General features: G+C 41.3%; 19 protein-coding genes. 14 read left to right on the top strand and 5 right to left on the bottom strand.

Annotation, left to right across the window (positions count from 1 at the left end; translation table 11 throughout):
* Positions 1-9: 9 nt before the first annotated feature.
* Positions 10-693 (top strand): hypothetical protein, encoded by a 684-nt coding sequence (locus AM592_RS01195; RefSeq protein ID WP_053602092.1) that lies wholly within the window; start codon positions 10-12, stop codon positions 691-693.
* Positions 694-764: 71 nt separating this feature from the next.
* Positions 765-1,625, top strand: a complete 861-nt coding sequence (locus AM592_RS01200) for a MurR/RpiR family transcriptional regulator (protein ID WP_053602093.1) — start codon at positions 765-767, stop codon at positions 1,623-1,625.
* Positions 1,626-1,686: 61 nt separating this feature from the next.
* Here AM592_RS01200 and AM592_RS01205 read toward each other — a convergent pair whose 3' ends face one another.
* Positions 1,687-2,109 carry a FixH family protein gene (locus AM592_RS01205; protein WP_053602094.1) on the bottom strand — a complete coding sequence of 141 codons (423 nt, stop codon included), beginning with the start codon at positions 2,107-2,109 and terminating at the stop codon, positions 1,687-1,689.
* A gap of 127 nt (positions 2,110-2,236) precedes the next feature.
* Here AM592_RS01205 and AM592_RS01210 point away from each other — a divergent pair, with 127 nt between their 5' ends.
* The 8 genes from AM592_RS01210 to allB all read left to right on the top strand — a co-directional run bounded on the left by AM592_RS01210 (position 2,237) and on the right by allB (position 11,603).
* Positions 2,237-3,286 carry a lactonase family protein gene (locus AM592_RS01210; RefSeq protein ID WP_053602095.1) on the top strand — a complete coding sequence of 350 codons (1,050 nt, stop codon included), beginning with the start codon at positions 2,237-2,239 and terminating at the stop codon, positions 3,284-3,286.
* A 511-nt stretch (positions 3,287-3,797) separates the two neighbouring features.
* Positions 3,798-5,039: an MFS transporter gene (locus tag AM592_RS01215; protein WP_053602096.1), complete on the top strand. Its 1,242-nt coding sequence runs from the start codon at positions 3,798-3,800 to the stop codon at positions 5,037-5,039.
* Between the two features lie 81 nt (positions 5,040-5,120).
* Positions 5,121-5,894, top strand: a complete 774-nt coding sequence (locus tag AM592_RS01220; RefSeq protein ID WP_053602097.1) for an IclR family transcriptional regulator — start codon at positions 5,121-5,123, stop codon at positions 5,892-5,894.
* A 14-nt stretch (positions 5,895-5,908) separates the two neighbouring features.
* Positions 5,909-7,207, top strand: a complete 1,299-nt coding sequence (locus AM592_RS01225) for a CapA family protein (protein ID WP_053602098.1) — start codon at positions 5,909-5,911, stop codon at positions 7,205-7,207.
* Positions 7,208-7,254: 47 nt separating this feature from the next.
* A complete protein-coding gene (locus tag AM592_RS01230) occupies positions 7,255-8,517 on the top strand; it encodes a Zn-dependent hydrolase (RefSeq protein ID WP_053602099.1) in 1,263 nt (420 codons plus the stop codon).
* The gene (locus AM592_RS01235; RefSeq protein ID WP_053602100.1) at positions 8,504-9,292 is read left to right on the top strand and encodes a dihydroorotate dehydrogenase electron transfer subunit; all 789 of its coding nucleotides are present in this window, start codon (positions 8,504-8,506) and stop codon (positions 9,290-9,292) included. Before AM592_RS01230 ends, AM592_RS01235 begins: the two co-directional genes overlap by 14 nt.
* Positions 9,292-10,197: a dihydroorotate dehydrogenase gene (locus AM592_RS01240; RefSeq protein ID WP_192841129.1), complete on the top strand. Its 906-nt coding sequence runs from the start codon at positions 9,292-9,294 to the stop codon at positions 10,195-10,197. Before AM592_RS01235 ends, AM592_RS01240 begins: the two co-directional genes overlap by 1 nt.
* 14 nt (positions 10,198-10,211) lie before the next feature.
* Entirely contained in the window at positions 10,212-11,603 is a 1,392-nt protein-coding gene (allB, locus tag AM592_RS01245; protein ID WP_053602102.1) for an allantoinase AllB, read from the top strand.
* Between the two features lie 62 nt (positions 11,604-11,665).
* Here the strand turns inward: allB and AM592_RS01250 are convergent, their stop codons facing one another.
* Positions 11,666-12,028 (bottom strand): MFS transporter, encoded by a 363-nt coding sequence (locus AM592_RS01250; RefSeq protein WP_148564296.1) that lies wholly within the window; start codon positions 12,026-12,028, stop codon positions 11,666-11,668.
* A 206-nt stretch (positions 12,029-12,234) separates the two neighbouring features.
* Positions 12,235-12,840: an MFS transporter gene (locus AM592_RS01255; RefSeq protein WP_053602104.1), complete on the bottom strand. Its 606-nt coding sequence runs from the start codon at positions 12,838-12,840 to the stop codon at positions 12,235-12,237.
* Positions 12,841-13,162: 322 nt separating this feature from the next.
* Between AM592_RS01255 and AM592_RS25080 the strand changes: the two genes are divergently transcribed.
* Positions 13,163-13,999: a thermonuclease family protein gene (locus AM592_RS25080; protein ID WP_053602105.1), complete on the top strand. Its 837-nt coding sequence runs from the start codon at positions 13,163-13,165 to the stop codon at positions 13,997-13,999.
* A gap of 60 nt (positions 14,000-14,059) precedes the next feature.
* Here the strand turns inward: AM592_RS25080 and AM592_RS01265 are convergent, their stop codons facing one another.
* Both AM592_RS01265 and AM592_RS01270 read right to left on the bottom strand, forming a co-directional pair.
* Complete coding sequence (locus AM592_RS01265) at positions 14,060-14,824, bottom strand: GNAT family N-acetyltransferase (RefSeq protein WP_053605941.1); 765 nt, start codon at positions 14,822-14,824, stop codon at positions 14,060-14,062.
* 63 nt (positions 14,825-14,887) lie between these two features.
* The gene (locus AM592_RS01270; RefSeq protein ID WP_053602106.1) at positions 14,888-15,484 is read right to left on the bottom strand and encodes a TetR/AcrR family transcriptional regulator; all 597 of its coding nucleotides are present in this window, start codon (positions 15,482-15,484) and stop codon (positions 14,888-14,890) included.
* Between the two features lie 162 nt (positions 15,485-15,646).
* Here AM592_RS01270 and dhaK point away from each other — a divergent pair, with 162 nt between their 5' ends.
* Genes dhaK through dhaM form a run of 3 tightly spaced genes read left to right on the top strand, consistent with a single transcriptional unit; the run spans position 15,647 to position 17,676 of the window.
* A complete protein-coding gene (dhaK, locus tag AM592_RS01275) occupies positions 15,647-16,657 on the top strand; it encodes a dihydroxyacetone kinase subunit DhaK (RefSeq protein ID WP_053602107.1) in 1,011 nt (336 codons plus the stop codon).
* Positions 16,658-16,662: 5 nt separating this feature from the next.
* The gene (gene dhaL / locus AM592_RS01280) at positions 16,663-17,283 is read left to right on the top strand and encodes a dihydroxyacetone kinase subunit DhaL (protein ID WP_053602108.1); all 621 of its coding nucleotides are present in this window, start codon (positions 16,663-16,665) and stop codon (positions 17,281-17,283) included.
* The gene (dhaM, locus tag AM592_RS01285) at positions 17,284-17,676 is read left to right on the top strand and encodes a dihydroxyacetone kinase phosphoryl donor subunit DhaM (RefSeq protein WP_053602109.1); all 393 of its coding nucleotides are present in this window, start codon (positions 17,284-17,286) and stop codon (positions 17,674-17,676) included.
* The last annotated feature ends 59 nt before the right edge of the window (positions 17,677-17,735 follow it).

The following is a 17,735-nucleotide window of genomic DNA, read 5'->3' on the forward strand; positions in this document are numbered from 1 at the left end:
CTTAAAGCAATGGAACCGTTCACTCGCTCGTTGGAATCACTCGACGATCAGTTATTGGCTTATCTGGAATTAAAAAAGGATTTGCTTTTTCATCGAATTCCTTCTGATAAAATTTATTATTATGTGACGCGTTCTTTGGAAATTGGCAGAAAAAAAGCACAATCGTTTTTGCATAAAGACATAAAGAGTCTCTGCAAACAAAATCAGCTGGAGATCGAAATTTCAGATTCGATCGGTGTTTTTCATCAAGTGAAGTTTCGGGCAGAGATCATTTTCACGAAAAAGAAGTCGAAAATAAAAATCTACAAGCCTTCTTTAGTAGAGTTAATCGAAGCGTATAATCTTATAAGCGAAACGGAGCTTACGTATCAGGACGTCCTATCGATTCATTTGGCTCATGAATTTTACCATTATCTTGAGTATCGAGAGAAGCAATTTACTAACGAATTGCTTGATAAGGTAGACGCACTGAAGATTGGTCCTTATAAGAAAAAATCAACAGTCGTAAGCTGTTCTGAGATCGCTGCCCATTCCTTCTGCAAGGAACTGATTGGAATCGATTTTTTGCCTAATTTATTTGATTCGATTTATTTAGTCCATAAAAACATGTGGACTGTCCAAGATTTTGAAAATCATTTCAGGAAAACGAAAAAGGAATGGGAGCAGGTACTTCATCTTGCACATGTTTCCTAGTTAAGAGAAGTTTCAGGCGGTATGATACAATACGTTTAAAACGAAGAGGTCAGTAGGTGAAACGATAGACTATGAGTGAACGGATACCGGCAGTTTTGGCAAAGGTTGTATCAAACCAAAAAAAATTAACGCTTAGTGAAAATGAAATCGCCAATTTTGTGATTGAAAATCCTGATTTTGTAACAAAAAACACGATAACAGCCCTTGCTGAGAAGGTTGGCGTCTCAGAAACAAGCATCAACCGATTTTGTAAAAAGATTGGCTTTAAAGGTTTCAATGATTTTAAAATCGCCCTCGTGCAGGACGTATTTTATCGAAAAATGAAATCAAAATCGATCAATCATGATCAAGTCAGCTTTGTTGAATCGATCGCTTTCGATTACAACGATCTGTTAATGAATACATCTTCTTTAATTACTGATGATCAATTGGCTGCGATTGCAGCTGCCTTGATTTCGAGCAAAAAAATTATGATTTACGGGATTTTAAGCTCGTGGCTTGTAGGCATGGAATTAAAGCAAAAATTGAATATGATGGGCTTTACAGCCGCAGCCTACAATGATCGGCATAATATGAAGCTTTCCGCATCGCTAGCAGGGAAGGATGATTTGATCATCGCAATTTCCCGCTCAGGAACAGTAAAGGAAATTATAGAAGCGCTCACGATCGCAAGTCAGAACAACGCGAAAATTGTAATTATTACAAGCTTCGACTCAACGAAAATAACGGCATTGGCTGATATAAAGATCATTACTTCAGATATTTTGTCAGTAAAAAACAGCACATACATTTCCCATCATATTCCGTTTTTATTTGCGATTGATTTAATTATCGGAAATTTGCTGACGAACCATAAAGCCTATTTAGAGAAGAAGCTTAATGCTGAGGCACTGCTTGAAGGAGAGCAATTTTGGAACAACTATTATTTGTAAGTAAAACATAAAAACAGGAGCCGAGATAGATGCTCCTGTATTTTTATTATAAAATTCGATATTAATGCTCCTCTTGAACGTCCTTATTAACATCTCCAACAACCACTTGTTTTGTCGGCATGGAGTGCATGCTGCGTGCAGTTACGTGGGTTTGGATATTGTAGATCCCTTCATCATCAAACGACCTGCTGACTTCATAAATTCCATCTCTTACATTCCTGGCGGGTAACATTACAGAATGGTCACGGTCATCGCCTTTCCATATTTCAAATTCTACTTCATCGGCATCATTGACGCTCTCGTTAGCCTGGGTGACCTTAACTTGAAGTTTAACAGTTTTGTCTATCGATAGTTCGTTTGGCGCTAAAATTTCAACCTTTATCGGTTCCTGCACTGCTTTTTCCGAGTGTGCTTGATTATCCTTGCATGAAGTAAGAAGAATGAATAAAATAGTAATTGAAATTCCTTTAATGATGAATTTCATGATCTCAAGTCCCTCCCCTACTAATGTTATCGCTTTCATTATAGCATGTAAGAAATGAGTAAAGATCGAAAAATTAATATTCCTCAGTTATAATAGGAGAAACAATTGATGAGAAAGGGGCACAAAAATGGCAAAATACATAGGATATGTCGGCACGTATACAAAAGGGGACAGCGAGGGGATTTATACATTTGAGCTGGATACGGAAAAAGCACGTCTAAGCGAGCCTAAACTTGCTGCGAAATTGGACGGTCCAACTTACGTGAATATTAGCAAAGATAATCAAATGTTATATTCCGTCATTAAAGAAGGGGACAGGGGCGGTGTGGCTGCTTATAGGGTTGATGCTGCAACAGGAGAATTATCATTAGTAAATAATCAAATTTCTGATGGAGGATCCCCTTGCCATGTCAGTGTGGATTCAGAAAAAAAATATGTGGTTTCCGCCAACTATCATAGCGGAACGATCGTGGCTTATCAGGTAAACGAAGACGGCAGTCTAAATCCAGCTACCTCTTTTGTTACCCATGAAGGAAGAGGGCCAAACGAAGACAGGCAGGAAAGGGCTCATGCCCATTTTGCCGGCTTTACTCCGGATGAAAAGTATGTAGTAAGTGTCGACCTTGGAATAGATAAGCTCGTCCTGTACCAATTAATCAACGGATTGTTAAGTGAGGTTACCAGCCATTCCTTCACACCTGGATCAGGGCCAAGGCATATTGAATTTCATCCGAATGAAAAATATGCGTATGTCTTTTCAGAGCTAAGCAATGAAGTCGCGGTTCTCGCATACAATCCGGAGCCTGCAGAATTTCAAGAAATCCAAATTATATCAACGTTACCTGAAGGCTTCAATGAAAATAGTCAAGGTAGCGCGATTCACGTAACAAAGGACGGAAACTTTGTTTACGCAGCAAATCGCGGACACGACAGCATTGCGGTATTTCAGGTAAATCCAAGTTCAGGGAAGCTTAGCTTTGTCGAGCGGGTATCAACGGAAGGGCATTGGCCGCGAGACTTTGCTTTTGATCCGACGGAGAAATTTTTAATAGCCTCAAATCAGGAAACTGGAACATTGGCTTTGTTTACACGTGATATCGAAACTGGAAAGCTTGAGCTTGTACAGAAAGATGTTCCTGCCCCTTATGCGGTTTGCGTGAAGTTTTTAAACTACTAAGAATTTGATTGAAAAGAACCGGAAAAATACTTCCGGTTCTTTTTTAATTTGGCTCTGTTAAACGATCATGTTGATAAAGACATATTAAGTGTCAAAATTAGAAATCTTTGTTCTCTTCATTGAAAATAATATTGGGTTTAATATTGATAATACTACTATTACAAGAAACATAAAAAACGATACAGGGTCTCCTGCTAAGTTCTTTCTTTTTCAGCTTCAGAACGTAAATGCCTTCACGCGCAAGAGATTTCGTAATAAAACCATATTCTGCTGTGCTATGTTTTCTATTCTATCCACTCTCATTATTTTACAAATTTATAAAAATTGTTCAGATATAAAAAATATTTTTATAAAGCCTTTATAAAAAACAAAACATCGGAAGGTCTTCTAACAAAAAAGTAGCGTGCTAAAAAAATGATAGATAAGATAAGCACATGTTTTCAAATTAATGAAACACCGTTCCGATAAATGGAACGAAAAACCGTCAATTTAATATAAAGGAGCTGGAAAAATGAGTCAAGAAGTTGTTGAGAATTCATCAGGTTACAAACAAAATTCTAAAATTGGCAGCTATCAGTGGAAAACGCTATGGGCTTCCACAGTAGGGTACGCAATGGACGGATTGGACATGATGATCCTTTCCTTTACTATGCCGTTGATCATGGCCTATTTCAGCATAAATCCAGCTGAAGCAGGAAGTATTTCTACGATCACGCTATTGGGGGCAGTAATCGGAGGAATCGTTTTTGGTATTTTAGCAGACAAATACGGGCGTGTCCGGGTATTTACTTGGACGATTTTAATTTTTTCGGTATTCACCGGCCTTTGTGCACTTTCTCCGAACATGGAAACATTAATGGTCTTTCGTTTTCTTGCAGGTCTCGGGCTTGGCGGAGAATTCGGAATTGGAATGACGCTTGTCAGTGAGGCTTGGCCGAAAAAATACCGCTCCAGGGCAACGTCGATCGTAGCCGTAGGCTTCCAGCTTGGAATTGTATTAGCAACTTTATCCGTATTATTTATTTCTCCTGCTTTTGGCTGGCAAGGTGTGTTTGTAGCCGGTATTGTGCCTGCACTACTCGCTTTTTGGTCCCGCAAAAATCTTGAAGAGCCAGAACAGTGGCTTCAACTTAAACATGATAAGAAAAATAAAATTGCAATCGGCCATTTGTTTTCATCGCCTAGAACGACAGCAACTACAATTGGATTGATTATCGCTACCAGCGTTCAAAATTTCGGCTTTTACGGAATTATGACATGGATGCCGACAATGCTGGCGAATGAATTGGGATATACATTTAATAAAACCACCGTTTGGACTGTTGTAACGATTGTCGGAATGATTATTGGAATCATTGTATTTGGAATTCTTGCAGACAAAATAGGCAGAAAGCCATCATATCTTATTTTTCTTTTATCTGCAGCAGTTATCATTTGGATTTACTTCCAGCAAAGCACTCCAATCGTTTTATTGGTGCTTGGAGGAGTATTGGGCTTCTTTGTTAACGGCATGATGGGTGGTTACGGAGCATTGCTTGCTGAGCATTATTCTACGGGGGCAAGATCAACAGCAGAAAATGTCATCTTTAATGTAGGACGTGCAGTTGCCGGTTTTGCTCCTTTAATTATCGGCTACATTTCTCTAAATCATTCTTTAAGCTATGCGCTTAGCCTGCTTTCAGGAATATATGTATTATCCGCTCTTTCTTTTATTTTCTTAATCCCGGAAACGAAAGGAAAAGAGCTGGATTAAAAAGAAGTCTTCCTTAAGTTTCATATTTAAGGAAGCTGCTTTTATTAAGATTGAAACTACTAAACAAAGGGTGTATAGATATTGGAATGGCTAGACCGCTTAACTGCAGTTATGGATCTTATCAGTGAAAGTCCAGCTGAAGGTATTGGAATAAGTGAGCTTTCCAGAATAACAGGGCTAAGTAAAGGGACTGTTCACAGAATGCTGAAGAGCATGCAATCCCACAGGCTTGTCGAACAGCTGCCACAGAATAAGCAATATACGCTAGGACCAAAAGCGATGCTATGGGGGAGTCAATTTCTTCGGGGGCAGGATCCTATTGGCCTCTTAGGGCAGTATTGCGAAAAAATATCGAATCAAACGGGGCTGTATTCTTATTTATGCAGGTATGAAGATGAGCAGGTGTACTGTACCTATACCCACCAGCCATCTCACCTGAGAAATAAATACTTTGTTCACGTTGGCCAAAGAATGCCTTTCCATTGTTCTGCTGCTTCAAAGGTGATTTTGGCCTTCCAGCTGGATGTGCTTATAGAAGAAATTCTCCAAAACGTGTCTTTTACAGAATACACGCCTTATACGATAAAAAAGCCCGACGTACTTAAGGATGAATTGCTGGAAATCCGAAAAACGAAGATCGGATGCTGCCTTCAGGAGCTTGAAATCGGAGTATCGGCTTTGTCAGCACCTATTTTTCATAATGATCACCATACGAGAATCAGTTTGAGTTTGGTTGGCGAAACGAGCCAGATTGATCAAGAGAAGGATAAAATCATCTCACAGCTCCTTCAAGTATCCGACGAAGCGAGTGAACATCTGCGATCAATGCATCAGCTAAGCTCGATACAGCTATGAGAAAGGACACGATCATGGAAGAGTCTATTCGAATTGCTTTGACTGGGGACTCCTTTATCACACAAAGAATTCCTTACAATCAAGAAAAACTGAAACACATCAGGGATTATTTACACGATTTTGATGTGAGGTTTACTAATTTTGAAGTAACTGTTCATCATTTTGATCAATATCCATCTGCTACGAGCGGTGGGACGTGGGCGGCTGCCAGGCCTTTTGTCCTTCAAGATTTAGATTGGATCGGTATGAATATGATGGCCTGTGCTAATAATCACAGCCTTGATTGGCTGCATGGAGGCTTGCTTTGTACGATTGAACATTTGGAGAAAGAGAACTGGGTATATGCAGGGATTGGCAGAAACTTAGCAGAAGCTGCACAGCCTAAGTACTTTGAAACAAAAAAAGGAAGAGTGGCTTTGATATCGATAACAACCACCTTTGAAAATTGGCATCGGGCAGGAGAACAAAGACCTGATGTTCCCGGAAGGCCAGGAATCAACCCTTTGGGCCATAAACAAATCCATCGGCTTACGAAAGAGAATTTAGAAAAGCTGAAAGAAATAGAATCGAAAACTGAAATTAATGCTACTCGGAATTTAAACGTAAAAGAGGGATTTTCCACTGATCACTCTTCTTCATACTCGTTTTCTAATCTTTCCTTTGAAGAAGGACAGCCAGGAACGATCACAAGGATGGACGAAAAAGACACTGAACGTATCTATCGATCGATAGAGGAAGCAAGTCGTCAGGCTGATCTCGTCTTGGTAAGCATTCATTCCCACGAGATGAAAGGGGATTACAAAGACAGGCCGGCCGATTTTGTGAAAGAATTTTGCAGAGCCTGCATTGAAAAAGGAGCACATGCGGTTATTGGACACGGGCCCCATATTTTAAGAGGGATTGAAATTTATAATAACAGACCGATTTTTTATAGTTTAGGAGACTTTATTTTTCAGAACGATACGGTAGAGAGACAGCCTGCCGATTTTTACGAGCTCTATCAGCTGGGGCCAACCCATCAGACTGCAGACGGTTTTGACGCGAGAAGCGACAATGGTACAAGAGGGTTAGCAGCTAATCCGAAAGTGTTTGAATCTGTTATTGCTTCGATTATCTACTGTGATGGTGAAATTCGCGGCGTTGAGCTAGTGCCGATTTCACTGGGATTTGAATCGTCAAGAGCGGGGAGAGGCAAGCCGGAATTTGTCTCCAAGGCTCACGGTGAACAAATCTTATCTGAGCTAAGGCAGCTCTCCAGTGAATTTGGAACAGAGCTTTTGATTCAAAATGGGAAAGGCTACATCGAATTGTAACTCTTTCCTCACTATGTTTATACGCAAATTTATAGGAGATGCTCCGTATGACTAAAGAGCGATATCAAAACTTATTAGAAAAAGTCAATCAATATAATTCAGGGGAAATAGGAATCACCCGGATAGCCTTCAGCAATGAGGAACAAGCTTGCACGCACGGTTTTATCAGAATGTGCAAGGATCAGCATCTGGAGGTTCGGTTGGACGCCAGCGGAAATTTAATCGCAAGGCGGCCCGGGAAAAATCCAAGTCTTCCCCCTGTTGTGATGGGATCTCACTTGGATACTGTTTACCAAGGCGGAAAGTATGACGGGGCAGTAGGTGTGACTGCTGCTCTAGAAGTCATCACAAGATTAAATGAAAAAAGGATTGAAACGGATCATCCGATTGAAATTATTTCATTCGCTTGCGAGGAATCTTCGCGATTCGGTGTTTCAACAATTGGAAGCAAAGCAATGGCAGGATTAATTGAAAAGGATAAAATCCGTCATTTAAAAGATCGCAACGGAACGTCAATCGATAAAGCCTTTTCTGATTGCGCGTTGGATTTTGAAAGCATCGATCAAGCTAACCGGACGAAAGAACGATTCAAGGTATTTCTTGAGCTTCATATCGAACAGGGGCCGGTGTTAGAAAATAAAAACAAGAAAATCGGGATCGTCACTGGAATCGCAGCGCCCATACGATTACTCGTCACTATTAACGGCAAAGCCTCACATTCCGGAACAACGCCGATGCACATGCGGAAGGATGCTCTTCTTGCCGCTTCTGAGCTTGCGCTTGAAACAGAAGCGAGCGCAAAAATGGAGCAGAAGGAAGGCACCGTAGCTACGGTAGGAGATTTAATCGTGCATCCCGGTGCAATGAATGTGGTGCCCGGAAAAGTCGAAATGAAAATAGACATTAGAGGAATTGATGTCAAGTCAAGAGATCGCGTCTTAAAGCGGATTGAGGAGAAAATTTCCGGCATCAAAAAGAAGCGGGACTTAAACGTAGAAAGCAAAATCATTAGCAGAGAACGGCCGGTCATGCTATCTACCGATATTTTGAATGAACTAAAAGCTGAATGTGAAGCAAAACGATTGTCGTATGAACTGCTGCAAAGCGGTGCGGGCCATGATGCAATGCATATGACAAAACTCGGTTCGGTTGGCCTTATTTTTATTCCGTCGAAGGATGGAGTGAGCCATCACCCTGACGAATACACAGCGTTGGATGATATTTTAGCAGGAATTGATGTATTGGAAGCCGCTGTACTAAAACAAGCGATCGTCCATAAAGAGGGGAAGAGCGTAAATGAACCTGTCTGAAGCTACCGTTCTGTCTAACTTTCAAGTGAATGCGCGTTATTGGAAAATGATTTTGAATATCTCCAATTTCATGACTTCGAGTGTAAAACCGGGACAATTCTTTCATATTCAATGCAGCAACGAGCACGCTCCAATCCTTAGAAGGCCATTCAGCATCTACAAAATCAATGAACGCGAAAATACGCTGGAATTTCTTTATCTTGTCAAAGGGACAGGAACGAAAAAACTTTCTGAGAAGCAGCCAGGCGAGTCTCTAAGTATATTAGGGCCACTCGGAAATTCATTTTCTATCAATCAATCTTCAAGTGGTATTTTACTTGCCGGGAGAGGTGTTGGGATCGCTACACTTTCGGCATTGGCCTATCATTCTGTCAAAATGAATATTCCATGCACCGCAATTCTGAGTGCGAGATCAGAGAAAGATGTATTGGTGAAAAAGGAGCTCGAAGCTGCAGGAGTATCCGTCCTGGCGGTAACAGACGAAGACGGCACAAGTGAAATAAGCAGGGTAGAAAAGCTCGTTTTAAATTTAATGAAGGAGAAGAAGCTGGATTCCGTTTATACTTGCGGGTCAAAGAGACTAACGACGATGCTTCAAACGCTTGCAATAAGACATAGGCTGTTTGCACAGGCTGCACTAGAGGAAAATATGGGCTGCGGCATGGGAGCATGCTTTGCCTGTGTATGTGATATACGCGAACAGAATGAAATCCGATCCGTTAGAATTTGCCGGGAAGGACCCGTTTTTCCTCTTGAAAAGGTGGTTTTATCATAATGGAAATGAGCGTGAAAATCGGGAAGCTTCTTCTTGAAAATCCAATAATGCCGGCATCTGGAACATTTAGCGAGGAATTGGCGGAGCTGATTGATTTTAATCGGCTGGGCGCTTTGGTCCCAAAAAGCATTACGAAAAACAAGCGTAAAGGAAATCCGACTCCCCGCGTTTGTGAAATAACATCTGGAATGATCAATTCAATCGGGATTCAAAGCAAAGGACTTTCCTATTATAAAGAGCATACCGTCCCCTTTTATTCTCAATTCCGTCCCCCATTAATTGCAAGTGTTTCGGCAGACAGCATCGAGGAATTTGCCGAGGTTTGTGAAGAACTGGCGCTCATGGACGCCGTATCGGGGCTTGAATTGAATATTTCTTGCCCAAATTTAAAAAACAACGGCTTGGCATTTGGAATGGACGAAGAAGCGACCTATCGTTTGGTTCAAATCGTAAGACAGGTGACGGATAAGACGATTATTCCCAAGCTTTCTCCGAATGTGACCAGCATCGAAACAATTGCTTTGGCTGCAGAAGAAGGCGGGGCAGATGCATTGAACGTGGCAAACACCTTTGTTGGAATGGCGATTGATATTCATACGAGAAAGCCGAAGATCGCAAATAAAATCGGCGGTGTTTCAGGTCCAGCTATCAAACCTCTCATTGTCCGCCTGATTCACCAGGTTTATCAAGCAACAAGCCTTCCAATCATCGGCTGCGGTGGAATTATGAACGGAGCGGATGCGATAGAGTTTTTTCTTGCAGGTGCAAGTGCAGTGCAAGTAGGAACAGCAACGTTTGTTCAGCCGACCGCGATGCTGTCGATTATTGAAGAGATCGCAGACTATATGAAGCTTTATCACATAAACGATCTAAAAGAGCTAACTGGCAAAATTCAATACACATAAAGGAGCTGAGCATCGTGAAGTGGGACCATGTCATAAAAAACGGCATCATTTATTCAGACTGCGAATTCATCAAAGGTAATCTTTATATCAAAGACGGAAAAATCGCGGCCATTGCATCAAACGAATTATCGGGAGAAGCAGTAAAGGAAACGAATGCAGAAGGCTTATACGTTCTGCCGGGATTTATCGACACGCATATTCATTCAAGGGATCCAGGCCCAACGTATAAAGAAGATTTTTATTACAGCACAAGGGCTGCTGCAGCCGGAGGAATAACGACTGTTTTTGAAATGCCAAATACTAATCCGCCGATAAATACGGTTGAAAATTTCAACAAGCAAAAGGATAACCTTACTCCGAAAGCCCATGTTGATTTTGGCATCTGGGGCATTTGCCTCGGCGATATAAATCGCAAGGATATCCTGCCGCTTCATAAAGCAGGTGTAATCGGATTTAAATTTTTCTGGGGTTATGCGATAAACAGTGAAACGTATCAGCTGATGTACAATTATAAAGATGGAGACCCTGGAGTGATTCCGCCGCTAACGGATGGAGAGGTATACGATATCTTTAAAGAGGTGGAAAAGACAGGACAAATTTTGGCGATTCATGCCGAAAACAATCAAATCATCCAGCGGCTGACAGATAAAGTGGAAGCTGAAGGGAGAAATGATTATGAGGCATTGCTGGATGGCAGGCCAAATCTTGCAGAAGAGGTTACGATACAAACAGGTATCGCCATGGCTAAAAATACCGGAGCAAGGCTGCATATTTTGCACGTGAGTACAGCAGAAGGAGTCAAGCATGTCCGACGGGCCCAGGCAGAGGGCTATCCTATTACATCTGAAACCTGTCCGCATTATCTCTTTTTAAGCAATGAAGATTACGAGAAAATCGGTCCTCAGATGAAAGTGTATCCTCCTGTAAAGTATAGGAAGGATCAAAATGAGCTTTGGAAGGGGATAAAGGATGGAACAGTTTCCATTGCTTGCTCTGACCATGCTCCTCATACGGAAGCGGAAAAGGACGGCGAGCTGTGGTCGATCCCGGCTGGCATATGCGGAGTTGAGACGCTTGCTCCGCTCATGTTGAATGCTGTTAGTGAAGGGAAAATTACATTAAACGAAGCAGTCGCAGTGTTAGCTGAGAATCCAGCAAAGCAGTACGGAATCTACCCGAAAAAAGGATCCCTTGCTATTGGCAGTGACGCTGATCTTACGATTGTTGATATGAACAAAGAAATGGTAATAAAAAGAGAAAACCTTCATAGCAAAAGCAAGGTAACAGCGTTTGACGGCTTTAAAGTAAAAGGTGTCCCTGTTGGAACGATTGTCCGTGGAACAACAGTAATGGAAAATCATGAAATTGTATCAAGCCCGTATGGACAGCTCGTTGTTCCAGAATGAAACAGTAAATAATAAAGAAGCCTGCCACAATTTGCAGGCTTTTATTTATATAATCTAATCAATCATCCTGCTTTATCTATTTTTACAGCAGCTTTCCTTCGAAGCGAAAAGGAAATAAGAGCTGCTATCAACCCTAAAATGACAACACATCCACCAATAAGAGGATTGTGGGCAGTAGAGGCAGTGGAATTTACAACTACTCCGCCAAACCCTGCTCCTAAAGCGGATCCCAGCTGCAAAACGGAAATATTAAGACTAATGAGCAGTTCAGATGATTCTGGAACTTCTTGTACAAAATAAGTCTGCGTGGAAGGTCCTGTCATCCATGACGCACACATCCAAATCACAAGACCAATACTGTACTCATCAAGCTTCCTATTAAAAGAGGTATACATATCAATGATAAAGCATGAATCAATAGGCATAAAACCAATGTGCGAGTGGTTCAGAAGCGATCCGAACTATAACCGCCAAACCGCGATCCAATCATTGAAAAAAATACCCAGAATTAATAAAACGACACTTATCATCGTAGTATCCATATGTACATTATTTTTTAGAAATGGTGTCAAATAAGTATAAACAGCATAATAGCCCATGATCCAAAACAAGCTCAAAAACAATGCACTAATCACTGTACCGTTGTAAAAAGCGACAATGACTTCTTGAAGGATGCAGATGCATGCCCTTCGATCTTTGGTACAAGGCGAGCAATACCAGCAATAGTCAATAAAGTGACAAGAGCCAGCAGCAGAAAAATCCACCGCCAATTCATCCAATTTGTCATCAAAACACCTAATGGTACACCTAAGACCAAAGAACTGCTGTAGCCTGTCATAATAATGCTGATCACGTTGCCCTTTTTTTCCGGTACTGCTAATTTTGATGCCATCGATATAGCTACGATTATGTACGCCCCGCCGCTAATGCCCAGGATAATACGTGCCAACAGAAGCAAAAGTAAATAAGAACTTGCCGCAGTTAAAGCATTTCCAATAACAAATAAAATCAAAACAGATAACAAAACTTTTTTTCGTTCCCATTTTGCTGTGTACATAACGATGATTGGAGCGCCAATCGCAGAGGAAAATGAATATATAGTCATCATTTGTCCAGCCATAGCCACAGAAATATGCATATCTGAAGCAATAACATCAATAATACCTGAAATCACTAAAGCGACTGTACCTGTTAAAAAACTTCCGGCAGCTAGCAAATATATGATGTTACGATTCATCCTTATTCCCCTCTCTTTTTATGGCATTATTTGATTGGTTATCTCTTGTTTTATGCTTTATTTTACACCTTAGAGCATGCTCTAAAGCAATTATCTTCTATTGAAAAATGGAATTTGACTACAGAGCCAGGATTCTTAGTCCGCATTTAAAGAAGCCTTTTCCAAATGAAAGGTTTTCTTTTTGTCGCAAAAATGTAACAAAAATATCAACGAAAATTAATTTTTGTAATAAAGCAATAGATTTTCATGTTACAATAGGAAAGTATTTATGTCATATTGATAATTACGACCTCTACGAATGACAAATTAAGGAGTTTATAAAGTGAAGTTATTTTTACATATATTGTTTCGTCGAAAACGAATAAAGCCAGGAAAGCGAATGTCTGTATTAGGACTTGGAATGCTTTTGTTTTTGTCTGGATGCGGTGGCGAAAATTATGAAGAGATGAGCCCTTACGCCACAGTTGAGGATTATTCCTCGGATAATGAGCCTAAGGCGGAAGAAAACAAACCGAAACAAGAAAACCCTGTAAAAACAGCAGGAACAACCGATCAAATACCTGTTCAATTGGTTCAAACAATTGATGGTGACACAATAAAAGTTCTTTATAATGGTGAAGAAAAAACCGTCCGCTACCTTTTAATTGATACGCCCGAGACGAAGCACCCGCGATTAGGTGCGCAACCATTTGGAAAAGAGGCATATAACCGCAATAAACAGCTGATTAATGGCGGAGAGATCACGATCGAGTTTGACGTCGGCGATCGAACTGATAAATACGGACGATTGTTGGCCTACGTTTATGTAGATGGTAAGTCTGTACAGGAGCAGTTGGTAAAAGAAGGTTCGGCACGTGTTGCGTATGTTTATCCTCCCAATACGAGGCATTTAGACGCTTATGAAAATGCACAAGCTTATGCAAAAAAGAAGCAGCTGGGGATTTGGTCCATTGAAGATTACTCGACAGACAAAGGATTCGTTAGTGAAAAAGATAATACCCGCAGTGTCAACTCGAATATTTCCAGCGATGAGAAGGATGACATACATTACAAAAATTGTACTGAAGTCAAAAATGCTGGAGCTGCACCGATCCACAAGGGTGACCTTGGCTATGGAAACCACCTCGATCGTGATGGTGACGGCACCGGCTGTGAATGAATTAAAAATCCTTCTCCCGAATAAACTGGCAGTAAAACCCGCACTTTAGGGAGTTACTGCCTATTTGTAAGTCTGTTGTTCTTTTACTCGATACCACTGTTGGTATTTCTCTTTAAATCCAATTTTAGAATATAGATTTAAAGCTGGTTGATTGTTAGCAACGACCACAAGAAAACTCGATTTTGCTCCGTTCTTTTTGCCCCATTGCAATAGGTTCAAAAGTAACTGTTCGCCAAGTCCCTGTTTTCGGTGCTTTCGATCCGTTACAATTCCCCATATTCCGAGATATTCCCGATCTATCACTCCAAGTCCGTATGCAACTGCAGTATTATTAATGGTTAGAGAAAGTAAGGCTTTTTTTGTCCTAATATTTGAAAACATCCTTTTCACCGTAGCTTTTTGGCTATCAGGAATGCCTGATAGTTTGCAATAATCATCAAAGCTGTCAAGAAGTGTTTCATCAATCGTTATATTTGGAAAAGAAGGATTTTTTATATCCGTTAAATCAAGAATTTGTACACTTGCCCTGTCTTCAATCACGTATCCCTTTTGATCCAGTACCTTGTCCAAATTTCTTGGGAAAACGGAAGGGGTCATTTTAAATGCTGTCCGCAGCTGTTTGCTTGCATACATCTGTTCACATTCAGCAATCTTTTTATCAAGATCAGATGTAGATGGATAGAGCGGCTGTATTGAATTTGCCCGTTTTGAATAGCCATCGGCAAATCGTAGAATCCACCCATCGTAAACCATCGTCTGCAGCGGCTGCCAGTTATTTAGCTGAAGCTCTTCTAAAGTTGTTATAATATCTGTAGTTTCAATCATCGGTTGCCCTCTTTTCAAAAAATATATTCCACTGGACATAGCCTGTCCGCCTGGAACCTTGATTTAATCAGCTGATATTATCCTTAACAGTCTGTCAACTTCCGGCATATGGTAGCTGTCCTCTCCGTGAATATTCAATGTCATAAGACCGGATAGAACGGTATAATAGCTTGCAATCAGCTTTCTCGGATCACCCGCCGCAATTTCACCGTTTTTTTGTCCTTCTATGAATAATGACTCCAATAGATCAACAAAAGTATCTAATGAATGCTGTTCGATAAGCTGCTTCGTCTCTTCCGGCACTTCCTCAGACGTGCGGGCTTGATGAACGAGCAAGAAATAAAGCTGCCCGCTTTCATCAAGTATGTGTTCTGTCAAAATCTTTATTTTATCCATCGGTGAACCTGGAAGATGGTAGATGTTCCCTATTTCTGAAACTGATTCCTTCATGGCATTCTGAACAAGGGTATTAAAAAGCTCATCTTTTGATTTGAAGTAGCGGTAAAGAAGTCCGGGACTGATTCCCGCTTCAGTTGCTATCAGGCTCATTTTAGTACCAATAATGCCTCTGCGAGCAAAGACTTTAAGAGCCGCTTCCATAATTTGTTCTTTCCGTTCACCACGTATTTGTTGCAACTGCTCTTCGTTTAAAGGTGCCACTATGCAAATACTCCTTCTTTGTTAAGGTGTCGTATATGAGTATACCAATTCTATAATAAATTCGATTTCAAGAAAACTGCAAATTACGTTTACTAATACTCCTGAAAAGGAAAACAAAAAATATCTGACGGATGGATATGTCAGTTTAAGGGGGAAAAGGTGATGAAAAAAATAATAAACGATGCTGAAACGATAGTAGACGAAATGCTGGATGGAATGGTGAAAGCGCATTCTGATGTTGTGAAAAGAATGCCTAACACCACTGTCATAGTTAGAAAGCAGCTTTCTGAAACTCCAAAGGTAGGGATTGTTAGCGGTGGCGGGAGCGGGCATGAGCCATCTCATGCGGGTTATGTCGGAAAAGGGATGCTGGATGCAGCTGTTGCGGGAGAGGTATTTACATCTCCAACACCTGACCAGGTTTTTGAAGCGATTAAAGCAGTCGACCAGGGAAAGGGAGTCTTGCTTGTCATTAAGAATTATAATGGTGACGTAATGAATTTTGAAATGGCTGCTGAGCTGGCCGAAGACGAAGGGATCGAAGTTAAGCAGGTGATTGTAAATGATGATATCGCAGTAGAAGACAGTACACATACGACGGGGAGAAGAGGGGTAGCCGGAACGGTTTTGGTACACAAAGCTGCCGGAGCCCTGGCTGAAAAAGGCGGGTCTTTGGATGAGGTAAAAGCTGCTGCCGAAAAGTTAATCAGTCAAACAAAAACCCTCGGCGTGGCACTATCACCTGCATATGTGCCGGGATCCGGAAATCCTGGATTCGAAATCGGTGATGAGGAAATGGAAATTGGCATCGGAATCCACGGGGAGCCCGGTTTATCACGAGAAAAGCTGAAAACAGCAAATGAGATTGCTGATTTGCTATTAAACAAATTAACAGCTGAATTGGATCTCCTAAAAGGAGATGAAGTGGCGGTCATGGTAAATGGTCTTGGTTCGACTCCTTTGATGGAGCTCTACGTGTTAAATAATCGAGCGGCAGACGTGCTTGAGGAAAAAGGAATTCAAATTGGGAGCACATATGTCGGAGAATTTATGACGGCGATAGAAATGGCCGGAGCTTCGATAACTTTGGCTAAGCTTGATTCCGGCTTAAAGGAACTCCTCCTGGCACCAGCACAAACAGCGGCGTTCATCCAATCTGAATCAGGGAGTTGAAAAAGATGGCATTCACAACGGAAACCGCAAAAAAATGGATAAAAAACTCAGCAGATATTCTCGAACAAGAAAAAGAGTCACTGAATCAACTAGATCAAGCATTAGGCGATGGAGATCATGGCTTAAATATGGCAAGAGGATTCAGGGAGGCTGCTAATGGGGTTGATAACCTTGAGTCGATCGGCGCTGTGCTGCGGGCTGTCAGTCAATCTCTTATTTCAAAAGTGGGCGGTGCATCAGGTCCTCTTTACGGCACTGCATTTTTGAAGATGAGCAGACCGCTAAAAGAGCTGGAAGAGGCTGGAATGGAACAGCTGGGAGAAGCATTTCATGAAGCTGCAAAAGGCATGATGCAGCGCGGTAAGGCTGATATAGGCGATAAAACGCTGATTGATATATGGGCACCCGTAGCTCAGCTGTTACAAGAAAAGAAAGAAGCAGCTGCAGTTGATGAAATAAGAGACGCTGCCAAAGAGGCCTTAGAAAAATCAAAAGATCTAGAAGCAAAAAAAGGTCGTGCATCTTATTATAAAGAACGTTCTGTTGGCCATATTGACCCCGGAGCCCAGTCAACCTTTTATATCATTGAAGCACTTGTTCAAGCAATTAAAGAGGAGGAATTATAAATGGCAGTAGGTCTGGTCGTCATATCCCATAGCCCTCATCTCTCAAAAGGAGTTTTTGATTTAGTTAAGCAGGCGATGCCTACTATAAACGTCGCAGACGCTGGCGGAACAGATAACGGAGAAATCGGAACAAGCGCGATAAAAATAAAAGAAGCGATTGAATCCGTAAACTCAGGTGATGGAGTGGCCGTTTTTTTTGATTTTGGCAGCGCCGTAATGAATGCGGAAATGGCAATCGAGCTGCTGGAGGAGGATATTGAAGTTGAGCTGGCAGATGCGCCGCTGGTAGAAGGTGCATACGCTGCTGTCATGCAAGCGGGTTTCGGAAAATCGTTAAAGGAAGTAGTTGATGAAGCCGTGAAAGCTAGACAAGCAGAAAAAATTGTCCGCTAAAAAGCCTCATATCAGGAGGCTTTTTTTAATTTTTTCTTTAAATTAGGCGATGATAGAGT

The organism is Bacillus gobiensis, assembly GCF_001278705.1.
GTDB lineage: Bacteria > Bacillota > Bacilli > Bacillales > Bacillaceae > Bacillus > Bacillus gobiensis.

Coding starts and splice junctions, on each gene's coding strand:
- AM592_RS01195 (WP_053602092.1), top strand. CDS start 10: ATGGAACCGTTCACTCGCTCGTTGGAATCACTCGACGATCAGTTATTG.
- AM592_RS01200 (WP_053602093.1), top strand. CDS start 765: ATGAGTGAACGGATACCGGCAGTTTTGGCAAAGGTTGTATCAAACCAA.
- AM592_RS01205 (WP_053602094.1), bottom strand. CDS start 2,109: ATGAAATTCATCATTAAAGGAATTTCAATTACTATTTTATTCATTCTT.
- AM592_RS01210 (WP_053602095.1), top strand. CDS start 2,237: ATGGCAAAATACATAGGATATGTCGGCACGTATACAAAAGGGGACAGC.
- AM592_RS01215 (WP_053602096.1), top strand. CDS start 3,798: ATGAGTCAAGAAGTTGTTGAGAATTCATCAGGTTACAAACAAAATTCT.
- AM592_RS01225 (WP_053602098.1), top strand. CDS start 5,909: ATGGAAGAGTCTATTCGAATTGCTTTGACTGGGGACTCCTTTATCACA.
- AM592_RS01230 (WP_053602099.1), top strand. CDS start 7,255: ATGACTAAAGAGCGATATCAAAACTTATTAGAAAAAGTCAATCAATAT.
- AM592_RS01235 (WP_053602100.1), top strand. CDS start 8,504: ATGAACCTGTCTGAAGCTACCGTTCTGTCTAACTTTCAAGTGAATGCG.
- AM592_RS01240 (WP_192841129.1), top strand. CDS start 9,292: ATGGAAATGAGCGTGAAAATCGGGAAGCTTCTTCTTGAAAATCCAATA.
- AM592_RS01250 (WP_148564296.1), bottom strand. CDS start 12,028: ATGCCTATTGATTCATGCTTTATCATTGATATGTATACCTCTTTTAAT.
- AM592_RS01255 (WP_053602104.1), bottom strand. CDS start 12,840: ATGAATCGTAACATCATATATTTGCTAGCTGCCGGAAGTTTTTTAACA.
- AM592_RS01265 (WP_053605941.1), bottom strand. CDS start 14,824: ATGATTGAAACTACAGATATTATAACAACTTTAGAAGAGCTTCAGCTA.
- dhaK (WP_053602107.1), top strand. CDS start 15,647: ATGAAAAAAATAATAAACGATGCTGAAACGATAGTAGACGAAATGCTG.
- dhaL (WP_053602108.1), top strand. CDS start 16,663: ATGGCATTCACAACGGAAACCGCAAAAAAATGGATAAAAAACTCAGCA.
- dhaM (WP_053602109.1), top strand. CDS start 17,284: ATGGCAGTAGGTCTGGTCGTCATATCCCATAGCCCTCATCTCTCAAAA.